Source organism: Denitratisoma oestradiolicum (assembly GCF_902813185.1).
GTDB lineage: Bacteria > Pseudomonadota > Gammaproteobacteria > Burkholderiales > Rhodocyclaceae > Denitratisoma > Denitratisoma oestradiolicum.
Map to the genome: position 1 here is coordinate 1,465,921 of NZ_LR778301.1, position 22,503 is coordinate 1,488,423.

A 22,503-nucleotide genomic window follows, 5' to 3' on the forward strand; every position below is an offset into this window, starting at 1 on the left:
ATGTGTGGCATCAGCGGGGTGTTTTCTGCCTCTCCATTGTCTGCGGCCCGGGATGGGGGATGGATAGACGCGATGCGGCTGTCCCTGGCTCATCGGGGGCCTGATGGCTGGGGGCAGGAACTGTTCGAGAACGCGGCGCTGAATCACAACCGCCTTGCCATTATCGATCCGGCCGGTGGGCAGCAGCCCCTCCGAGGGGCCTTGGGTACGAGCTGGGTGGTTTTCAACGGGGAAATCTACAACTATCGGGAACTCCGCCAAGGTCTGGCCGACTACCCTTTTCGCACCCACTCCGATACCGAGGTGATTCTGGCCCTCTTCGAGCGGGAGGGCGTTTCGGGCTGGCGCCACCTCCGGGGCATGTTTGCCTTTGCCCTGTGGGATGAATCGAGCCGGACGGGCTACCTGGTGCGGGACCCGGTGGGCATCAAGCCCCTGTTCTACGGTCAGCATTCGGACAAGCTGTTCTTCGGTTCGGAAGCCAAGGCCTTGTTGGCCGGGGGCATTGTCCCCAGCTTGAACGAACAGGCCCTTCATGGGGTGATGAATTTTCGCTATCTGCCCGAGGACGACAGCTTCTTCTCGGGCATTACCCAGCTTCCCCCGGGGCAGGTACTGACCTGGCGCCAGGGAGTGTTTTCCATGACGGAGCTGCCACGGCAGCGCCCCCCATCGGGAGAGCCGCTGTCGGGCCTGTTGGCGGCGGCGGTGAAACGGCATCTGGTCGCCGATGTGCCCGTGGGCTGCTATTTGTCCGGCGGTGTGGATTCGGCCTTGATCGCTGCCCTGGCGTCCCGGGAAGGCCCCTTGGCAACTTATACCCTGGAGGTGGGCGACGATCCCAGGGAAGCGACCCATGCCCTGGAAACTGCCGACCTGTTGGGCTTGCCCAACCGTAGTGCGCCCTTGCGCATCGACGATGGTGTGGAAATGCATCGTTCCATGCTGCGCCATCTGGAAGTGCCCAAGGTCAATGCCTTGCAGGGCATGAAACTCGCGGAGTTCGTGGCCGCTCAGGGCAAGGTTGCACTTTCTGGCCTGGGTGGGGATGAGCTGTTCTATGGCTACAACGCCCATCGCATTTTCTGGCTCGCCAATATGGCCGGCAGGATTTCCGCCGGCCTGCGCCATGGACTGGCCCGCCCCCTCCTGGGGCGGCTGGCGCCGGATGCCTGGACCGAGCCGCGCCGTGGGCTGATGATGCTGGAGGCACTGCCTGCCTGGCCGCGGGTTTATGGCCTGCTGCGCAATGTCTGGGATTTCCCCGAGCTGCGGCGCCGTGTTTATGGCGAACGCATGCTGGATGCGACATTGCCGAATGCTTTCGACCGGGTGACGGAACGTTGGCCTCAAGAGAAAGACCCGGTCAAGGCCATGGCTCGATTCGAGTTGCGCAACAAGATGGTGAATGACCTGTTGTGGAATGAAGACCGGATGGGCATGCGGGTTGGCCTGGAAATCCGGGTACCCCTGTTGGATGAGGGGCTGGTGGACTATTTTCTCGACGCTTCCCGGACTGACCTGATGCCCTTGGGGCGGGCCAAGTACGCGCTGCGGCACTGCGCGCAGCAATTGCTGCCAAGGAAGATACTCAGGCGTCCCAAGAGCGGTTTTCAACTGGATATCGTCACCCTTGCCCAGGGAGCTTTGCGGCCCTTTTTTGAGACCTATCTCAGCCCTGAGCGGATCGCCCATCATCGCCTGTTCAACGGCGCCTTCGTGGGCCAGGTCATGGCAGGGCCGGCAAAGCGGGGCCAGCGCTGGCAGTGGTTCCTGCTTTACCTGATGGCCCAGACCCACCTGCTGATGGAGGAATTCGATGTGCGCTGAAGAGGCACGCCTGATGCAGGTATTCGACCAGACCCTGGCCTGGAGCCGTGCCCGGGACTACCGGGAGCATACCAAGCATGACGCCTTGAACAGTCCCCTGGTCTGGGCCGTGGCGGGACATCATCGCTGGACGCGCATCCTCGCCACCCAGGGGGTGATGCGTTTCCCGGTGAATATACGGAGCCTGCTGGGGGTGCCCCAGGTTCATAACCCCAAGGGGCTGGCTCTGTTCGTCATGGCGCTGCTGGATCGATACCAGAGCACGCAGCAGGACCACTATCTGGAGGAGGCGCGACGTTTGCTCGAACTGTTGCGCACCCTGCGATCGGAGGGCGACTGGGGTGGGGACTGCTGGGGCTATCAATATCCCTGGCAGGACCTGGGCTTCTTCGCTCCCCGGGCCACCCCCAATGCCGTGGTCACGGCCTTTGTCTGCGAAGCCCTGCTGGCGGCTTATCGGGTGACCGGGGATGAGTCCTATCGGCACTCCGTGGAATCGGCCGCCGGCTTCTTTCTGGGGCGCTTGCCCCGATTGCTGGATGAAGCTGATCGTCTGTGCCTGGGCTACATGCCCATGGACATGTCCATGCGGGTGATGGACGTGTCCATCCTGGTGGGGGCGGTGCTGGCGCAACTGGCGGCCCTGTCCGGAGATGTCGAATTAAAGCACCAGGCCCTGCGGCTGACGCGCTACGTGATTTCCTGCCAGACGGCGGAAGGGGCCTGGTTCTACACCGATCCGCCGGAGCATTCCCCGGTCAAGATCGACAATTACCATACAGGCTTTATCCTGGATGCCCTGGAGCGGGTGATGGATAGACTGAGGTATGAGGAATGGCGCGAGAATCACCGCCGCGGCCTTGAGTTCTACGCCCGGCATCTGTTCAACGCGGATGGTTCGCCCCGCTGGATGAGCCATCAGGACTTTCCCCACGACATTCACGGGGCCGCCCAGGGTATCCTGAGTTTCTCGTCACCTGCGGGGAGGAGCGTGGCGCCGGACCTGGCGGACAGGATCATGGCCTGGACCCTCGCTACCCTGTACGATCCCGCCGGACGTTTTTATTATCAGCAGGGGCGTCATTACCGCAAGAAATTCACCTTCATGCGCTGGTGCAATGGGTGGATGTGTCGGGCGATGGCGAGGTATATGGCTGAGGCGAAAGTAGAGAGGACATAGTCGGCTTATGGGAAAGATTGGGATGCTGCGACAGGAGCTCGCTCGAGCGGTGCTTTCCCCGCTTACCGGAGGGCTTGCGTCTGGTTTTATTCGACCCACCATCGCGGCGGTCTACATCACCAAGTTCTGCAACTCCCGTTGCACCATGTGTGACTTCTGGAAGGGAGACCGGGATCCCGACGAACTGTCCGCCGAACAGTGGGGTGTGGTGTTCTCCCGGCTCAAGGCCTTCGGGGTCGGCTTTGTCGGGGTCAATGCGTCCGGGGAAATGTTCACCCGACGGGATGTATTCCAGATACTCCAGCATCTGAAGGATCTGGATCTGGGCTTCGGCATCAATTCCAATGCCACCCTCTTTTCAAAGAATCGCGCCAGACTGCTGGCCGAACTGGGACCGCGCCAGGTCACCATCGGCCTGGATGGTGTGGGTGACGAAGCCTACCTGGCGACACGGGGACTGAAGGGGGGGTTCAGCAAGATCGGGCGGAATATTGGCAATCTTCTGGATGCCGGCGTCACCGGAGTAAGCCTGGGGTCCGTGCTGATGAAGGAGAATATGGCTGACTGGGTTCGCCTGGCAGAGTTTGCCCTGGAGAGGGGGCTGACGGGAATACGCTACACGGCCTACCATGACTCCTACTTCAACGCGCCCACCATACTCAAGGGACAGCAATACGGCGGAGAGGCGTTTCTGCGGGAGGCCGAGGTCCAAATCGAAGCGCTGATTGCCCTCAAGCGTAAGACCGGTATCGTCAAGAACAGCGAAGCCTATTTGCGACGAGTGCTGGAGTTCTATCGTCAGCCCCGAACCTATTTCCCTGTGCCCTGCCTTCAGGGTTCCAATCGGATCGAAATCGATGTCTATGGCAATGTGACCCTGTGTTCATTCGTTACCGAGCCGCTGGGTAATCTGGTGCATCAGGAAATGGAGGAGATCTGGTCCTCGGAAGCCCATCGTCAGGCCCGGGAGGCGGCACTCAAGGGTAAATGTCCCAAGTGCTTCCTGTCGTGTTATGGAGAGGAGAACCTGCGATTGTCCAGGGTTGGAGTATTGCCAACCCTGGGGGATAGCTTGCGTCGAGTGAAGCTGCTGTTGCAGCCTTCCTAGCCAATGGTGAAGGTGCCATTTCTCCAATGTCGGTCATAAATGAAAGAGCAACTCTATGGGTGTGATTGGTACGGAACTGTTCCTTGATGACTCAATGTCTGTCCTGGAGCGAATGTATTGCCGCGTTTTCGGAGTTCCCATTGTTGGTTTGAGAATACGGGTAAGACGGCTGATGCGCCTGCTGCCAACGTCGGCGCAGGCTGTTCTTGATGCGGGTTGTGGGCGTGGCGTCATTTCCCGACTTTTGGCAAGGCGTTACCCCGATGCCAGGGTGGATGCCATTGATCTTGATCGGGAGACGCAAGAAAACAATAGCCGGCTGGCAGCCCGTATGGGGTTGGGTAACTGCGTTTTCCGATGTGCAGATTTGATTGGATTCGAAAATCCAGACGCCTACGATTTGATCGTGTCTGTCGATAATCTGGAACATGTTGCTGACGATCAGGGCGTGATAAGTCGATTCTTCAAATCGATGCGTCAGGGCGGCGTGTTGTTGGTACATGTTCCTCACTATTACCGGCGGTGGCCGGTATTCAGGCGCGATGTCAATTTTGATGTGCCTGGCCATGTTCGGCCTGGCTATCGAATGGAAGACATCGAGAAGCTGATCGAGGGAGCCGGGTTTACCGTGATCAATAAAGGCTTCAGTTACGGATTTCTTGAAAATCTGGCCAACAATATTTCATATTTCATAACAGACGCGCGGGAACAGCGGCGTTATCTGTATGCATTGCTGTTCCCGTTCCTGAATCTGGTCGCATGGTTTGGCCAATGGGGGCGTCCTGGTTTTGGTGCTGGTGTATGGGTAATCGCAAGAAAGTAGCGATTACTCTGTTGCATCCTTTGGGCTCTGGATTAAATCACCCAGGTGGGTCTTGCTGTGTCGTAGCAGTATGGGCAACAGGATTGGTGTGAACACCACGCATACACCGATATGGAGAGCCCGGAGCAAACTGGCTCCGATTAAGCCGTCACCAAATGGAATACCCAGATAGCTGGCGAGCGCACCCATGATGACTTCCTGGATGCCAATGTTGCCTGGCGTGATGGTGAAAAAATTTGCCAACGTGGTGAATATGCCAATCACCAGAGCCATGCTGTAGGTGATTGGTATATCCAGGGCCTGGTAGATCAGTGAAGTGATCAACGCCCCAAGCACAAACTGAAGCACAATCCAGGCGCTGGTTTTTGTAAAACAATCCGGATGAGACGTCAGCCTGGCTGTTGCAGCCATAATGGGCTTAAGAGCGCTGAAAATTCTGAATCCCCCGATCCTTTGGGGCAGCTTGATGTGAAACAGAATCAGGGCAGACAGGAACACCCCTGCGCTACTGGCCATCAGGGGAATCGATAGACCAAGGCCATTCGCCCATCTGTAGCTGAGCACCACCAATCCCAGTGCACCCGAAACCCAGGCAAGAAGCAGCGCATTAGCCCCTGTTGCAATACCAAAATCCGTATAGCGGAGGCCTTTCACTCGCTTCAGATAAATCGCCTTGACGCCGGTTCCGGCTCGAAAGGGCAACAGATAACTCACCAGGTTTGAAAGGAAGGAGAGACTGGCTGTTTCAACGATGTCGAGGCGGACGGCAAAGGGCGACAGGAGAGCGTTAAATGTCAAACCGGTAACGATGAAGAACAGGCCCATCAATAGCGATAGTGTCGCCAAGCTTGCAAGATTAAGTCTTCTCAAGGCATCCAGATGCTCTGGATGTTTGATGAAAAAGTAAACGCCGCCACATAAAAGCAGCGGAGTGATTGTCAGGCCCAATAGGCGGCGCATGAAAATATGTATGAATGTTTCAGTAGGTTATGGTGCGTTTTTTTTGCCCATTGCCCATACGACACAACCGAAAGCGTAAAGCGGGAAGAGCACTCGGGCCTGTGGGTCATTCAGAAAGTGCCCGAGCAGCATGTATGGAAGCCCCAATAATATTGCCGGGAGGGATTTCTTGGTTCCGCAAGCCATCGGGACGCAGGCTGATGTCTCCAGCAAATTCAACAAACTGGTTTTCGAGTGGGGCCGCACATGGGTGGGGTCATCCCAGAAGTTGAATCCGAATGGCAGCAAGGTCGCCCGGGGAGATGGAGTTTCCAGATAGATGGTGCCTCCGGGGCGACAAACACGGACCAATTCCGTGACGGCAAGATGCGGATCTTGCAGGTGTTCAAGCATGTGGGCGCAGGTAACAATATCGAAACTGTTATCGGCGAAAGGCAGCCGTAAAACATTGCCTCGGAGAAGGATCCCGCGTGATCGGAATTGAGGTGGTGTACCCAGGTCTATTCCGTATGTATTCACATCGTCACGTAGGGATTCAAGCTGTTCCAGCAGCCCCCCCAATCCACATCCGACATCAAGAATTCTGGCGTCAGGCTTCGCCAAACGAACTGCCTTGAGAAGTGCGGGTACTTTGGGTGTCACCCCCAGATGCTGCCGGGCGAACTCCCGCCAGGGCATATTGGTTCCGCGATACCCGGCGAAATATTCAGCGCCGAATTTTTGTTTACTCATGAGGATGTCTGGCAACGAGTGTTTTGGCCGAGATCGGCATAAATCTTATGAAGTGCAGATGCGCAGGCCACCCAGGAAAATTTTTCTGCCTGGCATTTTCCTTGTGATATGACGGCGTCCCGATAGGCGTCATCGGTAAACAATTTTTGTATTGCGCTGGCCCATGCCATTTCGTCATGAGGTGGACAGAGACATTCCGGGTTGCCAACAACCTCGGGCAGGGATGAGACATTGGAGGCAAGGGCCGCCGTGCCACAGGCCATGGCTTCCAGCACTGGTAATCCAAACCCCTCATAGATTGATGGGAAAACAAAAATCCTTGACTGTCGATAGAGTGCCGGTAGATGCTCTTCCGGGACATAGCCTATTTCCCTGACTTGCCTTTCGAGACCCAGCATTTCGATGAGTTGCTTCAGTCCTTCTGTTCCGTGCCCCTTCTTTCCCGCAAGAACCAGGCGCAAAGTCAGCCCTTTCGCCTTCAATACGGCCATTGCCCGTACGACAACTTCGACATTTTTCTTTGGTGTCAGATAGCCGACAAACAGTACATACCCTGGAGACAGGGCGTATCGGGCCAGAATTTCCTCATCGCTGTCTATTGTCGAGGTGAACCGGTTTTTGTCAAAACCCAGGTATGTGAGTCGGATTGGTATTTTGAGTTTGTAAAACTCGTTCAGATCATTGACTGTCGATTGTGATGACGCAGCGATGCATTGTGAAAGACCTAGTACTTTGGGCAAGGCATAGCGATAAATCAAACCTTGAATCCGGCTTGGTCTTAATTCGGGGAATTTCCTGGACATCAGGTCATGCACCGTCGTTACGGTAGGGCACGGCGAGTTGCAAAACCCGTAGTTCGAAAGGTTATGAAAGACATCGACCTTCAGGTGCTCAAGTAATTTTCCGACGGTCAGGAAATATTTCAGCCTTCCGCGCAAGCCATCAATGGCACCAAAAGGTACTTGAGTGATATTGCTTAACGTCAATTCATCCCGATGTTCCGGGACCAGGACGATGAAGCTGTCGTTGGGGAACTGCCTTGCCAGGTGCAGCACTATCTGACGTACATAGGTGCCCTCGCCAGTTGGGAGGTGAATACGTGTTGCATCCAGGCCGATTCGCATGCTGTCTACCGGAAATTAAAGGCGCCACCAATGGACATGGTTTCCTGCTTCCACGCACGGCGCGATGGCTGATTTGACGTCGATGAAACAGCCATCAGGTTTGACTCTCTCCAAGAGATATTCTGTCGACCGACTGGTGTATTGCCGATGGGCCACCGCCAACACCACCGCATCCGCGACGGGCAACTGCTCCCAGGGCGTGAGGCTGAAGCCGTATTCCTTCATCGTCTCATCGGGGTCGGCCAGGGGGTCGTGGACGAAGACGTCCACGCCATAGGACTCCAATTCCCTCACCACCTGGGCCACCTGGGAGTTGCGGATGTCCGGGCAATCTTCCTTGAAAGTCACGCCCAGCACATTGACCTTGGCGCCCTTGATGAAGCTGCCGGCGGCGATCATCTGCTTCACGGTCTGCTCGGCCACATACTTGCCCATGCCGTCGTTGATGCGGCGTCCGGCCAGGATGACCTGGGGATGGTAGCCGATCATGTCGGCCTTGTAGGTCAGGTAGTAGGGGTCCACGCCGATGCAGTGGCCGCCCACCAGGCCCGGGCTGAACTTGAGGAAGTTCCACTTGGTACCGGCAGCGTCCAGCACCTCCCGGGTATCGATGCCCAGCTTGCCGAAGATGATGGCCAGCTCGTTCATCAGGGCGATGTTCAGGTCCCGCTGGGTATTCTCGATCACCTTGCAGGCCTCGGCTACCTTGATGCTGCTGCAACGATGAACACCAGGCTGGACGACACGTTCATAAAGGGCGGCAACCCGCTCCAGGGTCTCCGGTGTGTCACCGGCCACCACCTTGATCACCCTGCTCAGGGTGTGTTCACGATCCCCGGGATTGATGCGCTCCGGCGAGTAGCCGACGAAGAAATCCCGCTTCCATTGCCGTCCGGAGCAGCGCTCCAGGGCAGGAATGCAGACCTCCTCGGTGGCACCCGGATAAACAGTGGATTCGTAGATCACCGTGGCGCCAGTCTTCAGGTGGCGGCCGATGGTCTCGCTGGCGCCGATCAGGGGGCCCAGGTCGGGGATGTGGGCCTGATCCACCGGCGTGGGCACGGCCACGATGATGATGTCGGCCTCGGCCAGACAGGTCGGGTCGGCGGAGTACTCCGCATGGCGGGCCGTCGCCATTTCCTCATCGGGAATCTCCCGGGAAGGATCCCTGCCCTGGCAGCACTTCGCCACCTTGTGTTCGGCCACGTCGAAGCCGATGGTGCGTCCTTGACGTCCGAAGGCGATCACCAGGGGCAGGCCCACATAGCCGAGGCCGACGACGGCAATGGTCAGATCCTTTTTCATCATTTTCTCAATCCGAGGCCCCCCAGGGGGAGCTGTGCTTGATGGGTTTCCGGCACTGCCAGCGCCAGGCATCGCGGCAGATGGAATTTAGATCGCGGCGGCTTTCCCAGCCCAGCATCGCCAGGGCCTGGGCTGGATCGGCATAGCATGTGGCCACGTCGCCGGGACGGCGGGGGGCGTGGCGATGAGGGATGGGCTGGCCGCAGGCAGCCTCGAATGCATGCAGCACGTCAAGTACGCTATGGCCCTGACCACTGCCCAGATTGACGGTGAATCCGGCGCCATCCGCCAGCAGAGCAGCCAGGGCGGCACCATGGCCCTCGGCCAGGTCCATGACGTGGATGTAGTCCCGGATCCCGGTGCCATCCGGCGTCGGATAATCGTTGCCGAAAATTTCCAGGAATTCCCGTTCCCCTGCCGCCACCTGGGCCAGGAAGGGCACCAGGTTATTGGGTGTGCCCCGGGGGCTTTCGCCGATCAGGCCCGATTCGTGGGCGCCGGCGGGATTGAAATAACGCAGCACACCGATGCGCCACTGGGGGTCGGAACGGGCCAGGTCGGCAAGTATCTGCTCCACCATGGCCTTGCTGTGCCCATAGGGGCTGGCCGGTCTGAGGGGGGCCGCTTCTGCAACAGGGACCTGATCCGGTGCCCCATAGACCGTGGCCGATGAGCTGAAGATCAGGCGCTTGATTCCGCGCCGGCTCAGCGCCTGGCAGAGGGCGATGGTGCCGCCCACATTGTTGGCGAAATATTCGAGGGGAGCCGCTACCGATTCTCCCACCGCCTTGAGGCCGGCAAAATGGATGGCGGCGGAGATATCGTGGCCCTGGAGCACCTGGTCCATGCCCTGGGTGTCGCGGACGTCCAGGGCGTAGAACGCCGGGCGGCTGCCGGTGATTTCGGCAATACGGTCAATCACCTCTGCTTCGCTGTTGCTCAGATTGTCCACCACCACCACGCGATGGCCCTGTTCCATCAGGGCGACGCAGCAATGGGAGCCGATGAAGCCGGTGCCACCGGTGACGAGAATCTCTTGGGGCATGATTCAGTCGAGCAACCTGGGATCGATGACGGTGCGCACACTGGCCAGAGTCTCGCCGGACGAGGTGCTGAGCCACCAGACGGCGCCCTTGCGGATGGGCCAGGAGTCTTCCCGGCCGCTGACCAGCAGGGCCGCCAGTTGGCCCAGGGTGGGCTGATGGCCCACCAGCAATACCGGACGTTTCATCCGGGGCCAGTCGGCGGTTCTGAGCAGATCGGCGACTGTAGCATCGGGCGCGATGGCGGGTTCCACTTCATGGGTACGGCGCAGGGCATGGGCCGTCTCCCGTGCGCGCTGGGCCGGGCTCACCAGGATACGGGTGTCTCTGGGCAGCCAGGCGTCCAGCCAGCGGGCGACCTTCGCCGCCTGCCGTTGCCCCTTGGTGGTGAGCTTGCGGGCCAGGTCGTCCAGCCCAGGCGCGTGTTCTTCGGCATCGGCGTGGCGCCACAGGAGGATGTCCATGGGTTCAGTCGTTCCCGTCCAGGGTGGGTAGCCGAAACTTGCCCAGGCGGGCCAGGGCAGGCGGAATGCGGGCGAGCAGATCGCCATGGCGCTGGCCGTGCCAGCCGCCGATCAGGGTGACGGCCTCACGCAGACGGGCATCATTGCTGGCGCAGCGGCAGAGCAGGTCTCCCGCGCTGGCCAGATCATTGAGCTGCCCCAGTTGATCCTGCAAGGCCGCCAGGGGCAGCAGCAGGCGTCGGGTAGTACGAGCAGGCATCAGGGGGGCAAAGAACTCCAGACTGTAGCGAAGGCGCTTGATGGCAATGCGGACGGCGTGGAAACTGGCCGGCTGGTCGGGGCTGGCTGCTGCTGCCAGGGCCAGGACCTTGCGGCGCTGGCGACGCAGGCGACGGGCGGCGAATTGCGCCAGGGTGGTGACTGATGGCTCGGCCGGATTTTCCGGTAGGCCATGGAGCAGGGTGGTGGCCAGCAGCATCAGGCGACCATATTTGCGGTCTCCCAGAGCTGCCAGGGCATGGCGCCGGGCCTCGTATTGGTGCTCGGTGATCAGGCCGGCCAGGGCCGCCAGGCGGGGCTCGTCGGGTAGCGCCGCGACGACCGGCTGGACGATTTCCATGCGCAGCACATCCAGGTCCCGGGCCTGTCCCAGCAGGGCCATCAGCTCCCGCAGGGGCGGCAACAGATCACGGGCCAGTGCTGCCGGGAGCTGAGGGGCGAACAGGCGCAGGGCCGCCCGCAGGCGCCGGGTAGCGACCCGCATCTGGTGGATGTATTCCGGGTCCTCGTGCTTCAGGGCGCCGGCGTGATTGGCCTGCAGGTGCTCCAGGCAGTCCAGGGCGATACGGCGGAAGGCCGCCAGGGGCGGCATTTCGGCCTGGAGCAGGCTGATGCCGGCCTTGATCGGGGCGTCGGGGATGGCGGAAAAAATTCGGTAGCCCCGCTCGGCCTTGGACAGCAGGGCGGGGGTCAGGGCGATCCGTTCCGCCAGTTGGCGGGCGATGGCAAACAGCGGGGCCACCGGGCCTTCCGCCAGTTCCAGCTCGACTTCGGAAATGGCTTCGCGCCGGCCTGCGGCGGCGATCCAGCCCCGGTCCTGCATCACCAGGACGACGTTGCCCGGGGCGGGTTCGAAGCGCCAGGTGATGCGGCGGAAGTTGGTTTCGAACAGGGGGGCGATCCGATCCTTGATGGCGGGACGCTCCAGCCACTTGCGGACCTTGGGATCGGTGACCGATGAAAAGTCGAAGTGGCCGCCGTAGGGCGTCTCCCACTCGGGACGGGCGCTGAGGCCGGCCTCCGAGGCGCCGGCGCACTTCACGGTCTGCAACCACAGACGGCCCTTGCGGCGCAGGCGCAGGGCAATGCCCTTGCGATGCAGTGCCAGGTCCGGGGTATCGTAATAAAGGTTGAGCAGGGGGCCGGCCTGGCGTGAGACAGCCTGCCCCAGCAAGGGGTGCTTGAGAAAGCGCTGCTGCTCGCTTTCCGGCAATGCCAGCTTGAGTTCGATCTCCTCGGCCATGGGGCGATTCTAGCGGAGTCGTCCCCATTCCACCCGGACGGAATGCCTGGTCTCGGCAGTGATGAAGGGCTCACTGCCCCCGCGCCTTGCGCTCCTGCATTTCCTCCGCCTGCTTGGCCTTGAGTTCCCGCAGGCGGGCATCCACCTTGGAGCGCTCGAAGAAGTCCCCGTCGGGCGCCTTCTGGGCCAGCATCAGTTGTTCGATGGCGGGCATCAACTGGCCGCTGTGGTAGTAGGCCTCGGCCTGGGAGCGGTGTTGCAGCAGGATCTTGCCCTGACCGGAGTAGGTGCGGGCCTGGAGGCGGTACATGCGGGCATCGGATGGATAGCTTTGTAGGTCGCTGATGGTCAGCTTCAGGGCCTCATCCAGGCGGTGGTCCTCCAGCAGGGCTTCCGTCAGGCCGTAGGCCAGTGCCCTTTCCTGAGGATGGCGGGCCAGGGCCGGGCGCAGGATGCGCGCTGCGCCAGCGGGGTCGCCCTGCTTCATGCGCAATTCTGCGGCCAGGGTGTCCACCAGGGGGGAGGCCAACTTGAACTGGCGCAGGTTCTGTAGTTCCCGCTCCGCCCCGGGGTAGTCGCCGTTCCTCAGGCGGGCACGGGTCAGGCCATAGCGCACCGGTGCCTCAATGGAAAATTTGCGCTCCTTCAGCAGATGCTCGAAGGTGGTCACGGCGTCCGAGGGTGCTCCCTCCTGGGCTTGGATCTTGGCCTTGATCAGGAGAAAGTCCGTGGAGTTCGGCACCTGATGATAGGGGCGCATGGCGATGCGATTTTCCATGTCGGAAATTCGCTCGGTGGTCAGAGGGTGGGTGCGCAGATAGCCTGGCGCATTGCTTTCATACACTCGGCCGTATTTGTCCAGGCGTCCGAAGAAGCTGCCCATGCCACGGATGTCGAAGCCGGCTTTTTCCAGCAACTGGATGCCCAGGCGATCGGCCTCCCGTTCGAAGTCCCGGGAATAATTGAGCTGGTTCTGGATCATCGCCGCCTGGCCCCCCACCAGGGCGCCCTGGGTGATGTCGGGATTGCTGCGGGCCGCCAGGATGGCTACGGCCATGGCCAGCAGGGATGCTATTTGTCCCTGTTGTTGCTTGTTCATCAAGCGGGCCAGATGATGCTGGGTGACGTGGGAGATTTCATGGCCCAGTACCGAGGCCAGTTCCGATTCCGATTCGGCGGCCAGGATCAGCCCGGTATGGACGCCGATGTAGCCTCCGGGCATGGCGAAGGCGTTGAGGCTGGAATCCTTGAGGACGAAGAATTCGAAATCCTGGCGCGCCCCATCCACGTTGGCTGCGAGACGCTTGCCGAGCCGGGACAGGTAATCCTCCAGTTCCGGGTCATCCAGATAGGAGGGCTCCTTCAGGCGGATATCGTTCATCACCGACATGCCGATGCGTCGCTCCAGCATGGGGGAGAAATCCACCTGGGCCACCTCGCCCAGGTCCGGCAGGCCGTCGGCCAGGGCCGGGAGCTGTACCGGTGCCAGGGCCAGGCTGATCATCAGGGGGAGGAGGAGTGCCTTTCTCATGGACGGTATGATAGCCGCGCCGAACAATGGTTTACCGTCCGTCGGGGCGGCCAATTACAATCCTTTACATCATGACTCTTACTCATTTTGATGGCGCCGGCCAGGCCCACATGGTCGATGTTGGCGGCAAGGCCGAAACCCGCCGCATTGCCCGCGCCGAAGGGCGTATCCGCATGGCGGCGGAGACCTTCGCCCTGATCAGTCGTGGCGATGCCAAGAAGGGCGATGTGTTGGGCATTGCCCGCATCGCCGCGATCCAGGCCTCCAAGCGCACCGGGGAACTGATTCCCCTGTGTCATCCCATCGGACTTAGTCGGGTTGCGGTGGAGTTTTTCCCGGATGAAGCCCACCACACCATTCGTTGCGAAGTGACGGCCGAGACGGTAGGCCGTACCGGCGTGGAAATGGAGGCCCTGACGGCGGTTTCGGTGGGTCTGCTGACCATCTACGACATGTGCAAGGCGGTGGATCGGGCCATGGTGATCGAACAGATACGCCTGCTGGAAAAACAGGGCGGCAAGTCCGGCCACTGGCGGGCAGAGGACTAGCACCCGGCGGAATCCGCCGACTCATTTGGCGCTGCCAGCCTCTGGCCGGTGGCCATGAATCTCGACTCTTCTTTAGGTGCCCCATGAATTTCGACCGGGAACTGGATGCCCGCGGCCTGAGCTGCCCCCTGCCCATCTTGCGCACGAAAAAAACCCTGGCCGAAATGCAGTCTGGCCAGGTGCTGCGCATCCTTGCCACCGATGCCGGTGCGGTCAAGGATTTCCACGCTTTCGCCAGACAGACCGGCAATGAATTGCTGGCGAGCGAGGAGAAGGAGGGGGAATTCGTATTTCTGATCAAGCGCAAGTAGGGACAGGGTCCCAGTCTCGGCTGGTTTTCCTTCTGTAATAAATTACTGACTGGTTAGTTTTTAATTTGTTATAGTGCGTCTGGCTGGCTCTTCGAGAGTTAGCCAGGACGCGGCTGCCTATGGGGGTCGCAGGCTTACATGCCAATGACCATGCCAGAAGGAGAAGGCCGTGACTGGAGTTGTATCCGGACGCAGGAAATTCCTCAAATACGCGGCGGGCGCTGCTGCTGCGGGTGCCATCGGCATCCCCCTGTACCACTACAAGTTCAAGACGCCGGGTGCGGCTGCCCTCGGTCCCCGTACCACACCCAAGCTCAATTCCTGGCAAGACCTCTACCGCCAGCGCTGGAACTGGGACAAGGTGGCCAAGGGTTCCCATGGCTGGGCCAATTGCCGCTCGGCCTGTGCCTGGGATCTCTACGTCAAGGATGGCGTGGTGGTGCGGGAGGAGCAGACCGCCACCTATGAACAGTCCGAGCCTGGTGTGCCGGATTTCAATCCTCGGGGATGCCAGAAGGGCGCCTGTTACACGGAGGTGATGTATGGTCCATCCCGGACCAGCGTGCCCCTCAAGCGGGTGGGGCCCCGGGGCTCCGGTCAATGGGAGCGCATCAGCTGGGACCAGGCCATGGGCGAGATCGCCGACAAGTGCATCGGTGCCGCCAGCCGCTGGGGCACCGATACCATCTATCAGGATCTCGGCCCCAATTTCGATTTCGGCCCGACGACGGCCGGGCGCTTCAAGTTCCAGTTCATGGCCGGTGGGGTATTCGCAGACAACTGGGCCGAGATCGGCGACCTGAATTTCGGTGCCACCATGTCCCTGGGCTTTGCCCATGCCGGGGGCTCCTCCGACGAGTGGTTCCTCTCCGACTATCTGGTGGTCTGGATGATGAATCCTTCGGTGACCCAGATACCCGATGCCCATTTTCTCTACGAGGCCCGCTACAACGGCAGCGAGCTGGTGGTCATCGATCCCATGTATTCCGCCACGGCGGTTCACGCCGACCAGTGGCTGCCCATTGCCGTGGGTACCGATGCTGCCCTGGGCATGGCCGTGGCGCGGCATCTGCTGGAGGTCAATGCCATCGATCTGCCCTATGTGCGGGAACAGACCGATCTCCCTTTGCTGGCCCGGCTGGATAGCGGCCGCTTCCTGCGGGAAGCCGATCTGGTGCAGGGCGGCAGCGAGACCCAGCTCTATATGTGGCACCCGGCCAAGCAGGCCCCGGTGAAGGCACCGGGCTGTACCGGCAATGAAACCCGCCGGCTCAGCCTGGATTTCGAGCCGCCCATCGAGGGGCAGTGGAAGATCAAACTCAAGGATGGTCAGGAAGTGGTCGTGGTGCCCGTCGGCACCATGCTCAAAGAACATCTGGACCCCTGGACCTTCGAACAAACGTCTCGGGTGACCGGGCTGTCCGTCGAGCAGATCCGCACTTTTGCGGAAGGGTGGGCCAAGGCCAAGCGGCCCATGGTGCTGTCTTCCTGGGGTTCCAACCGCTACCTGCATTCGGACCTGATGAATCGCAGCAAGCTGCTGTGCCTGGCCCTGAAGGGAGCACTGGGGCGCAAGGGTGCGGGCTACCAGGCCTGCGGCTGGGTGGACCTGGAAGGTTTCGGCAATGCCATGCAGATGGAGAAGGAGGGCCTGCAAGGGCGGATCGCCGTGCTGCTGGGGGTCATGTCCCCCGGGGAGCTGTTCAACGCCACCCTGGATATCGTCATGAAGCGCAAGACCGAATCCGAAGTGGCCCAGGAAACCGAGAAAAAATATCTCAAGACCAAGCTGTGCACCACCGACGTGGTGGAAGTGAATTTCCGCTCCAAGGAGTATCGGGAAGCCCTGAGCCGGGAGCAGCAGGATCTCTTCCCCCGGCCCCTGACCGCCTATTACGACGAGGCCCACGAGAAAGACTGGGCGCCAGGCCTGCCCCGTAAGGCGCCTCCCAAGGTGTTTTTCAGCGGCGGTGCCAACCTGCTGCGCCGGAACAACCTGCCCCAGTTCCTCAAGGCCCACATCTGGGATGACATGGAACTGATCGTGGACATCAATCCCAAGTTCTCCTTTACGGGGACCCAGGCCGACTACATCCTGCCGGCGGCGGGCTGGTACGAGAAGTCCGGGATCAAGTACAACATGGCCTACGTCCCCTATCTGCATTATTGCGATGTGGCGGTGCCTCCCTTGGGCGAAGCCAAGGACGAGTACGAAATCTACTGGCTGCTGACCCGGGAGATCGAGCGCCAGGCCAAGGAAAAGAGCCTACCGGTGTTCGATGGCTGCGGCCGTGGCGATACCGATTGGAAGACTCTGCACCAGCGCTACAGCAACCAGGGGACCCTGGGCGCCAAGGATGCCGAAAAGCTGGCTGACGAAATCCTGCGCAGCGAGGCCACGGAAGGCATGACCGTGGAAGGCCTGAAAAAGACCGGCATCGCCAAATACACCGGGACCGGCGGCAATATACAGGCCGGCGCTCTCAACAACCCGGACTGGAAGGGCAAGGGTGTGTTGAACACCATGACCCGCTTCACTGAGCACAAGGAGCCCTGGCCCACCTACAGTGGCCGGATTACCACCTTCATCGACCACCCGTGGTTTGTGGAAATGCGGGAGCAGTTCCCCACCCACAAGGAAAGTCCTAAGGCGGGGGGCGACTATCCCTTCCAGTTCGTCAGCTGCCATGCCCGCTGGTCCATCCATTCCACCTGGCGCGATACACCGATGATGCTGCGTTTCCAGCGGGGTGAGCCCCAGGTCTGGCTCAACCCGACCGACGCGAAGCGGGTCGGGGTGAAGGACTACGAATATGCCGAGTTGTTCAACGACTATGGCTCGGTGCGGATGCGGATCAAGATTTCCACCATGGTGCGGCCCGGGGTGGCCTATTACTACCATGCCTGGGAGCCCCATCAGTTCCCCAACCACCAGTCCTACAAGTGGCTGATCCCGGGGCTGGTCAATCCCCTGCACATGGCAGGCGGCTACGGCCACATCAGCCATGGCATGAACCGCTACCAACCCGGCAGCGCGGTGCAGGACACCCGACTGGGCATTCGCCCCTGGACGGGGCAACCCACCGGCGCCAAGTCCGTGGCCAAGGTTTGACGGAGCACAGCGATGAAATACGACATTCCCCAATCTGATCGCCAGGTCTCCATGGTCCTGGACCTCAACAAGTGCCTGGGTTGCCATACCTGTTCCGTGGCCTGCAAGAAGCTGTGGAACACCGATGCCGGAACCGACTATTCCTACTGGAACAACGTCGAGACCCTGCCCGGCAAGGGCTTCCCGGCCAACATCCACGACCCTGATACCGCCGGCCGCAATTTGGCGGGAGAAACCCAGCGCGGCAAGCTGCCCAACATCGACACCGGCTATGGCCGGGCCTGGACCTTCAACCACAAGGAGGCTCTGGCTTCCACCGCCCAGCCGGTGAAGGTGTGGATCAAGCCCAAGGAAGAAGTGAAGTGGGGCCCCAACTTCGACGAGGACGAGGGCAAGGGCAATTACCCCAAGGACAACCACTACTTCTACCTGCCCCGGCTGTGCAACCACTGCACCCATCCAGCCTGCCTCGATGCCTGCCCCCGGGCGGCCATCCACAAGCGCAAGGAAGACGGCATCGTCCTGGTGAACCAGGACAAGTGCCATGGCTACCGCTTCTGCGTCGAAGCCTGCCCCTACAAGAAGGTCTTTTACGACCACATGCGCCAGGTGTCGTCCAAGTGCATCTTCTGCCTGCCCCGGGTGGAGGAGGGCGTCGCCCCGGCCTGTGCCCGCCAGTGTCCGGGCCGCCTGCGCTTCGTGGGTTACCGGGATGACCAGGATGGCCCCATCTGGAAGCTGGTGGAGAAATGGAAGGTGGCCATTCCGCTCCATCCCGAGTACGGCCTGGGCCCCAACGTGTTCTACGTGCCGCCCATGAGCCCGCCCCAGCTGGACGATAAGGGGCGGCCCACCAGTGAGCCGCGCATTCCCCTGGCCTACCTGGAGTCCCTGTTCGGCTCGGCGGTGAAACCGGCCCTGGATATCCTCCTGGCCGAGCGGGAGAAAAAGAAGCGGGGCGAGGCCAGCGAACTGATGGATCTGCTGATCGCCTACGACTGGAACAACAACTTCAAGCTGGCGCCCCAGCATCGGGAAGTGATTTCCTGAAGCTGCACGAGAGACGGAGAAAACCATCATGAAACAGAGTGTCAGCCTGATTCCCGCCCCCACCGTGACGCAACCTGGGGGCTATGTGCCGGTGGCCTATGCCGATCGCAGCACGCCGCGCACGGCCCTGGCCGAGATTGCCGTGGAGGCTGTGGGCAAGGGCTGGAAGATCACCCTGGCCTGGGCCTGCGGGAAACCGGTGCAGGATATTGCCCGAGAGACCGACAAGTTCGTGGATGCCTGCGCCGTTCTTGCACCCCAGGCGGCGGATGCCCCCTGGATGACCATGGGGGCGCCGGGCAAGGCGGTGGAGGGACTGCTGTGGCGTCCCGACAAGAGCGCGCCTTTTCTGATCCAGGCCGAAGGGCTGGGCTCGGTGAAGCGGACGGTTGCACCCGCCAGCGCCAAGGTCACGGGGGAATGGCGGAATGGGCGCTGGCAGGTGATGTTCGAGTTGCCCGAGTGGCCGGCCCTGGAAAAGCAGCGCCAGATCGCCCTGGCCGTCTGGCAGGGCCAGGAACAGGAACGGGCGGGACTCAAATCCATCAGTCCCGGCTGGCTGGCGGTGGAATGACGGCCATGATCGAGGCGTCCCTGAAACCTGCCGCCCTGCGCATGCTGGCCTGGGGCTGCCTGTGGAGCCCCCTGGCGGACAATGAGGAGCATCAGGAGGCCTGGGAAGTGCTGGGCCTGCCCGGCCGCTTCGAGGATGTGCGGATCGAGTACTGGAACAGCTTCCATGCCGGCATGCCCCAGCCGCCAGTACCGGTGCTGTTGCACGCGCTGTTGCAGTGTGAAGGTGCGGGGACGCGCGAAGATCTGATGCGCGTGGCCAATTATCTGGAAGTGGAGTGGGATGAGCGCCGCTTGCCCCCCGACCATCTGGGGCCGGTCTGCGAGCTTTATGGTCTGGCCATCGAGCGGGAGGAGCCGGTGCTGATCGACGGCCTGCGGGACCGATATCTGCGCCCCTGGGTGGTGGCTGCACTGGCCGCCTTGAACAACCGACCTGCCATGATGGGGCTGGTGCAACGCTTTCTGAACGATCTTTAGAAGGAAAACCCCGATGGAGCAATTCGATGTGATCGTGGTCGGCGCCGGTCTTGGCGGGGCATCCTGTGGGGCCTTGCTCGCCCAGGGCGGAAAGCGGGTGTTGCTGCTGGAGCAAAACCCCAATGCCGGTGGCAAGGGTATGACCCTGCAGCGCAACGGTTACACCTATGCCGCCTGGGTTGTCGTGTCGGCGCCTGCCGTCGATAGCATGCACGAGCGTCTGTTGCGGCGCCTGGGTCTGACGGAGCGCGTGCAGCTGGTCAGCATGGGGGCATCGGACAGTCTGTATCAGTCCTCCCAGGGGGCGTTCCGCCTGATGCCCCGGGGCGATGGCAGCAGCCTCGACCCCACGGTATTGCTGGATTGGCTGGAGGTTCCCGCCGAACAACGGATGGCGGTGATGGGCACCATCATGTCCCTGCTTTCCCTGACGCCGGCGCAGATCGATGCCCTGGAGGGCATGTCCTTCGCTCAATGGCTGGCGCCCCAGGCTCTGCCCCCGGCGGTCCATGCCTTTCTGGTCAGCCTGATGTGCGACCTGATGTACATGGTGCCGGTGGATACCCTCTGCGCCGCCGAGGCGATCCATGGCCTGCAAAGCATGTTCCAGCGGGGCGGCGGCCTCTTCTGCGTCGGCGGGTTCGGGGCCATGGCAGAAGCCCTGTGCCAGAAGGTGCGGGAATGCGGCGGCGAGGTGCGCATGGGCTGCAAGGTCGAGCAACTGATCGTCGAAGCCGGCCGGGTAGTCGGTGTGCGCACCGAGCAGGGGGATTTCCGGGGAAGCGCCGTGGTGAGCAATGTGGGCATCCAGCCCACCGCACTCAAGCTCCTGGCCGAGGAGCCGCTGGCAGCGCCCCTGCGAGAAAAGGTGCGGCAGCTGAAGCCTTCCATCGGCATGATGGGCACCCGCTATTTCCTGCGGGAACCCTTGGTGGATGTGCCCTACGGCGTCATCTTTTCCGCCGAGTCGCCCTGGACCCAGGCCCGTTTCGAAGCCGCCTGCGCCGGCCGGGAGTCAAAGCGGGGAGTGATCTTTTTCGAGGCACCCTCGGTGTACGACCCTGCTGCCGCGCCGGATGGCCGGCAGGTGCTGCTGACCGGCTACTGGTGTCCGGCCGATCCCAACCTGGACGAAGCCGAACTGGCCCAATGGCGCGAGGCCCACGAGGCCGTGATGTGGGCCGCCTATCCGCGACTGGAGTCGCTGATCGACGATCGAGAGTTCTATACGGCCCGGGATGTCAGCCGCCTGACCCGGGATACGGTGATGACAGGCCAGGGAGGCGAGTGCATTGGCCTGGGGCAGACGGTGGGGCAATGTGGTAGCGGCAAGCCGTCGATAGACAGCGGGATTCCCGGGCTGTATTTCGTCGGCTGCGATGCCGGCGGCCGTGGCGTCGGCACCCAGCAGGCAGTGGCCTCGGGCATGGCGGTGGCCGAGCATTTGATGGATTACCCCTGCAGGATTCCCGTCTAACCATTTTGAGAGTGCTTTGGACTGGTTGATCATCGGTTCGATCTCTCTGCTGTCAACGAAAGCTATCGCAACGACTGTGGTGCTTGTTTTCAGCGGCGCTTTACCCTGAAGTGGATATCTGCCGTAGATCGCAGCGAATGATGGTTTCCTTCATGTGCATGGTTAGTTGGCTTGCCTCTAGGACTTCCCGTATGAACGCTTCTGGTTCGAAGCTGACTTCAGGTGCCAGCAGTCCCTGTCCCTGCACCTCGTTGCGGAGGAAGGCTTCCATGCCGATCCTCGCACAGGTTGGCGTGGTATCCAGTTCAAGGGAGCGTTTCCCTTTCTCGAACCGTTCTTCGCTCATGCTGCCGTGTACCTCGCAGGTGATAGACACTCGGTCGCCGTTGCGGAATCCTTCTACCTCTACTTGGTTCGAATAGCCATTGGGGCCTGTGCTTAGGTCTGGTGAGAAATAGGCCTTAGCACTCACCGACTTCATATGGTGGGCGATGTAACGAGCAGGTGAGAACCCCAGGTCGTCCAGGGGTGATGTGGAGGCAAAGCCCTGCTCGATCAAGGTGCGCCATTTGTCTGATCCGGATTTGGGCATGAATGCCAGCCGGTTGCTCACCTCTTTGACTCCTGGCATGAAATGGGCCAGGGTCACTGTCTCGCCATGGCCGAAATAGTACGCGGGATAGGCACCAAAGGGCTCCGCAAACTGGACTATTCGTTCCCCGCTCCAGCCGGGAACCTGCTGCCTGATGCCATCTATCACCTGGGTCACGGTCCCGGCCGTTATATGGAACATGTGCTCCAGGATCGCCGGGGTGAACAGCGTGGGCACGAAGGGCACGGCCAAGGCCAGGCGGATCGCCTCCACCCGGTCGAGGCGATCCGCAGCGTAACGGGCCATCACATTGGTCATGCCTGGTGCAAAGCCGCAGCCGACAACCATTCGAATGCCCGCCGCTGCTACGCGGGCCATGAATTCGCTGTCGCCGAAGAGATTTTCAGCCACGTCATGGTCGTCATTGACGTCGATGTAGTCGATCCTCTTTTCTATGGCCATGTCGATGACGGGTGCCGCGTTGCGATAGTAGGGGCCAGCGGCATTGAAGATCAGGTCGACGCCTTCACAGGCGACATTCAAGCTTTGTCGGTCGTGTACATCCACGCGCAGGGGGCGGGCACAGCCTGCCAGGTCGTGGGCAAGGTGCTGTGCTGTATCGATGTTCAGATCGGCGACTACATATTCGATCTCCGGGTGGCGGGCAGCCATTTGCTTGGTGGCGTTGGCGCCGACACCACCACAGCCTAGGGTCAGGATGCGCATCATGTTTTTTCT

The 22,503-nt window shown here is 61.0% G+C and carries 20 protein-coding genes; 11 read left to right on the forward strand and 9 right to left on the reverse strand.

Going from position 1 to position 22,503, the window contains the following annotated elements; genetic code table 11:
- From asnB to DENOEST_RS06735, 4 genes are read left to right on the forward strand one after another with little or no spacing between them, the layout of a single operon-like run.
- Nucleotides 1-1,830 carry an asparagine synthase (glutamine-hydrolyzing) gene (asnB, locus tag DENOEST_RS06720; RefSeq protein WP_145769688.1) on the forward strand — a complete coding sequence of 610 codons (1,830 nt, stop codon included), beginning with the start codon at nucleotides 1-3 and terminating at the stop codon, nucleotides 1,828-1,830.
- Nucleotides 1,820-3,010 (forward strand): hypothetical protein, encoded by a 1,191-nt coding sequence (locus DENOEST_RS06725; protein ID WP_145769689.1) that lies wholly within the window; start codon nucleotides 1,820-1,822, stop codon nucleotides 3,008-3,010. The genes asnB and DENOEST_RS06725 overlap by 11 nt, the downstream gene beginning before the upstream one ends.
- Nucleotides 3,011-3,059: 49 nt before the next feature.
- On the forward strand, nucleotides 3,060-4,118 hold the full coding sequence (locus DENOEST_RS06730; RefSeq protein ID WP_170228111.1) for a radical SAM protein: 1,059 nt from the start codon (nucleotides 3,060-3,062) through the stop codon (nucleotides 4,116-4,118).
- Nucleotides 4,119-4,173: 55 nt separating this feature from the next.
- Nucleotides 4,174-4,941: an SAM-dependent methyltransferase gene (locus DENOEST_RS06735; RefSeq protein WP_145769691.1), complete on the forward strand. Its 768-nt coding sequence runs from the start codon at nucleotides 4,174-4,176 to the stop codon at nucleotides 4,939-4,941.
- A 3-nt stretch (nucleotides 4,942-4,944) separates the two neighbouring features.
- Here the strand turns inward: DENOEST_RS06735 and DENOEST_RS06740 are convergent, their stop codons facing one another.
- The 8 genes from DENOEST_RS06740 to DENOEST_RS06775 all read right to left on the reverse strand — a co-directional run bounded on the left by DENOEST_RS06740 (nucleotide 4,945) and on the right by DENOEST_RS06775 (nucleotide 13,622).
- Nucleotides 4,945-5,901: a lysylphosphatidylglycerol synthase transmembrane domain-containing protein gene (locus tag DENOEST_RS06740; RefSeq protein ID WP_145769692.1), complete on the reverse strand. Its 957-nt coding sequence runs from the start codon at nucleotides 5,899-5,901 to the stop codon at nucleotides 4,945-4,947.
- Between the two features lie 27 nt (nucleotides 5,902-5,928).
- On the reverse strand, nucleotides 5,929-6,633 hold the full coding sequence (locus tag DENOEST_RS06745; RefSeq protein ID WP_145769693.1) for a class I SAM-dependent methyltransferase: 705 nt from the start codon (nucleotides 6,631-6,633) through the stop codon (nucleotides 5,929-5,931).
- Nucleotides 6,630-7,757, reverse strand: a complete 1,128-nt coding sequence (locus tag DENOEST_RS06750) for a glycosyltransferase family 4 protein (RefSeq protein ID WP_145769694.1) — start codon at nucleotides 7,755-7,757, stop codon at nucleotides 6,630-6,632. Before DENOEST_RS06750 ends, DENOEST_RS06745 begins: the two co-directional genes overlap by 4 nt.
- A 15-nt stretch (nucleotides 7,758-7,772) precedes the next feature.
- Nucleotides 7,773-9,065, reverse strand: coding sequence for a nucleotide sugar dehydrogenase (locus DENOEST_RS06755; protein ID WP_232096457.1), 1,293 nt, complete (start codon nucleotides 9,063-9,065; stop codon nucleotides 7,773-7,775).
- Between the two features lie 4 nt (nucleotides 9,066-9,069).
- A complete protein-coding gene (gene galE, locus DENOEST_RS06760) occupies nucleotides 9,070-10,107 on the reverse strand; it encodes a UDP-glucose 4-epimerase GalE (protein ID WP_145769695.1) in 1,038 nt (345 codons plus the stop codon).
- 3 nt (nucleotides 10,108-10,110) lie between these two features.
- Nucleotides 10,111-10,569, reverse strand: coding sequence for a SixA phosphatase family protein (locus tag DENOEST_RS06765; RefSeq protein ID WP_145769696.1), 459 nt, complete (start codon nucleotides 10,567-10,569; stop codon nucleotides 10,111-10,113).
- A gap of 4 nt (nucleotides 10,570-10,573) precedes the next feature.
- Entirely contained in the window at nucleotides 10,574-12,091 is a 1,518-nt protein-coding gene (locus DENOEST_RS06770; protein WP_145769697.1) for a CYTH and CHAD domain-containing protein, read from the reverse strand.
- Between the two features lie 70 nt (nucleotides 12,092-12,161).
- Complete coding sequence (locus tag DENOEST_RS06775; protein ID WP_145769698.1) at nucleotides 12,162-13,622, reverse strand: M48 family metalloprotease; 1,461 nt, start codon at nucleotides 13,620-13,622, stop codon at nucleotides 12,162-12,164.
- Between the two features lie 71 nt (nucleotides 13,623-13,693).
- On the opposite strand from DENOEST_RS06775, the gene moaC reads away from it, so the two are divergent.
- The 7 genes from moaC (at nucleotide 13,694) to DENOEST_RS06810 (ending at nucleotide 21,173) form a co-directional block, all read left to right on the forward strand.
- Nucleotides 13,694-14,170: a cyclic pyranopterin monophosphate synthase MoaC gene (moaC, locus tag DENOEST_RS06780; protein WP_145769699.1), complete on the forward strand. Its 477-nt coding sequence runs from the start codon at nucleotides 13,694-13,696 to the stop codon at nucleotides 14,168-14,170.
- 83 nt (nucleotides 14,171-14,253) lie between these two features.
- A complete protein-coding gene (locus tag DENOEST_RS06785) occupies nucleotides 14,254-14,481 on the forward strand; it encodes a sulfurtransferase TusA family protein (protein ID WP_145769700.1) in 228 nt (75 codons plus the stop codon).
- Nucleotides 14,482-14,650: 169 nt separating this feature from the next.
- Nucleotides 14,651-17,593, forward strand: a complete 2,943-nt coding sequence (locus DENOEST_RS06790) for a molybdopterin-dependent oxidoreductase (RefSeq protein WP_145769701.1) — start codon at nucleotides 14,651-14,653, stop codon at nucleotides 17,591-17,593.
- Between the two features lie 12 nt (nucleotides 17,594-17,605).
- Nucleotides 17,606-18,643, forward strand: coding sequence for a 4Fe-4S dicluster domain-containing protein (locus DENOEST_RS06795; protein ID WP_145769702.1), 1,038 nt, complete (start codon nucleotides 17,606-17,608; stop codon nucleotides 18,641-18,643).
- Between the two features lie 28 nt (nucleotides 18,644-18,671).
- The gene (locus DENOEST_RS06800) at nucleotides 18,672-19,217 is read left to right on the forward strand and encodes a DOMON domain-containing protein (protein ID WP_145769703.1); all 546 of its coding nucleotides are present in this window, start codon (nucleotides 18,672-18,674) and stop codon (nucleotides 19,215-19,217) included.
- Nucleotides 19,218-19,222: 5 nt separating this feature from the next.
- Nucleotides 19,223-19,696 (forward strand): hypothetical protein, encoded by a 474-nt coding sequence (locus tag DENOEST_RS06805; protein ID WP_145769704.1) that lies wholly within the window; start codon nucleotides 19,223-19,225, stop codon nucleotides 19,694-19,696.
- 13 nt (nucleotides 19,697-19,709) lie between these two features.
- Complete coding sequence (locus DENOEST_RS06810; protein WP_145769705.1) at nucleotides 19,710-21,173, forward strand: phytoene desaturase family protein; 1,464 nt, start codon at nucleotides 19,710-19,712, stop codon at nucleotides 21,171-21,173.
- A gap of 100 nt (nucleotides 21,174-21,273) precedes the next feature.
- Here the strand turns inward: DENOEST_RS06810 and DENOEST_RS06815 are convergent, their stop codons facing one another.
- The gene (locus DENOEST_RS06815; protein WP_145769706.1) at nucleotides 21,274-22,494 is read right to left on the reverse strand and encodes a saccharopine dehydrogenase family protein; all 1,221 of its coding nucleotides are present in this window, start codon (nucleotides 22,492-22,494) and stop codon (nucleotides 21,274-21,276) included.
- Nucleotides 22,495-22,503: the final 9 nt, after the last annotated feature.

What these genes read in the sequence shown, in the direction of transcription:
- asnB (WP_145769688.1), top strand. Translation starts at nt 1, where the DNA reads ATGTGTGGCATCAGCGGGGTGTTTTCTGCCTCTCCATTGTCTGCGGCC.
- DENOEST_RS06725 (WP_145769689.1), top strand. Translation starts at nt 1,820, where the DNA reads ATGTGCGCTGAAGAGGCACGCCTGATGCAGGTATTCGACCAGACCCTG.
- DENOEST_RS06735 (WP_145769691.1), top strand. Translation starts at nt 4,174, where the DNA reads ATGGGTGTGATTGGTACGGAACTGTTCCTTGATGACTCAATGTCTGTC.
- DENOEST_RS06740 (WP_145769692.1), bottom strand. Translation starts at nt 5,901, where the DNA reads ATGCGCCGCCTATTGGGCCTGACAATCACTCCGCTGCTTTTATGTGGC.
- DENOEST_RS06745 (WP_145769693.1), bottom strand. Translation starts at nt 6,633, where the DNA reads ATGAGTAAACAAAAATTCGGCGCTGAATATTTCGCCGGGTATCGCGGA.
- DENOEST_RS06750 (WP_145769694.1), bottom strand. Translation starts at nt 7,757, where the DNA reads ATGCGAATCGGCCTGGATGCAACACGTATTCACCTCCCAACTGGCGAG.
- DENOEST_RS06755 (WP_232096457.1), bottom strand. Translation starts at nt 9,065, where the DNA reads ATGATGAAAAAGGATCTGACCATTGCCGTCGTCGGCCTCGGCTATGTG.
- galE (WP_145769695.1), bottom strand. Translation starts at nt 10,107, where the DNA reads ATGCCCCAAGAGATTCTCGTCACCGGTGGCACCGGCTTCATCGGCTCC.
- DENOEST_RS06765 (WP_145769696.1), bottom strand. Translation starts at nt 10,569, where the DNA reads ATGGACATCCTCCTGTGGCGCCACGCCGATGCCGAAGAACACGCGCCT.
- DENOEST_RS06770 (WP_145769697.1), bottom strand. Translation starts at nt 12,091, where the DNA reads ATGGCCGAGGAGATCGAACTCAAGCTGGCATTGCCGGAAAGCGAGCAG.
- DENOEST_RS06775 (WP_145769698.1), bottom strand. Translation starts at nt 13,622, where the DNA reads ATGAGAAAGGCACTCCTCCTCCCCCTGATGATCAGCCTGGCCCTGGCA.
- moaC (WP_145769699.1), top strand. Translation starts at nt 13,694, where the DNA reads ATGACTCTTACTCATTTTGATGGCGCCGGCCAGGCCCACATGGTCGAT.
- DENOEST_RS06785 (WP_145769700.1), top strand. Translation starts at nt 14,254, where the DNA reads ATGAATTTCGACCGGGAACTGGATGCCCGCGGCCTGAGCTGCCCCCTG.
- DENOEST_RS06795 (WP_145769702.1), top strand. Translation starts at nt 17,606, where the DNA reads ATGAAATACGACATTCCCCAATCTGATCGCCAGGTCTCCATGGTCCTG.
- DENOEST_RS06800 (WP_145769703.1), top strand. Translation starts at nt 18,672, where the DNA reads ATGAAACAGAGTGTCAGCCTGATTCCCGCCCCCACCGTGACGCAACCT.
- DENOEST_RS06805 (WP_145769704.1), top strand. Translation starts at nt 19,223, where the DNA reads ATGATCGAGGCGTCCCTGAAACCTGCCGCCCTGCGCATGCTGGCCTGG.
- DENOEST_RS06810 (WP_145769705.1), top strand. Translation starts at nt 19,710, where the DNA reads ATGGAGCAATTCGATGTGATCGTGGTCGGCGCCGGTCTTGGCGGGGCA.
- DENOEST_RS06815 (WP_145769706.1), bottom strand. Translation starts at nt 22,494, where the DNA reads ATGATGCGCATCCTGACCCTAGGCTGTGGTGGTGTCGGCGCCAACGCC.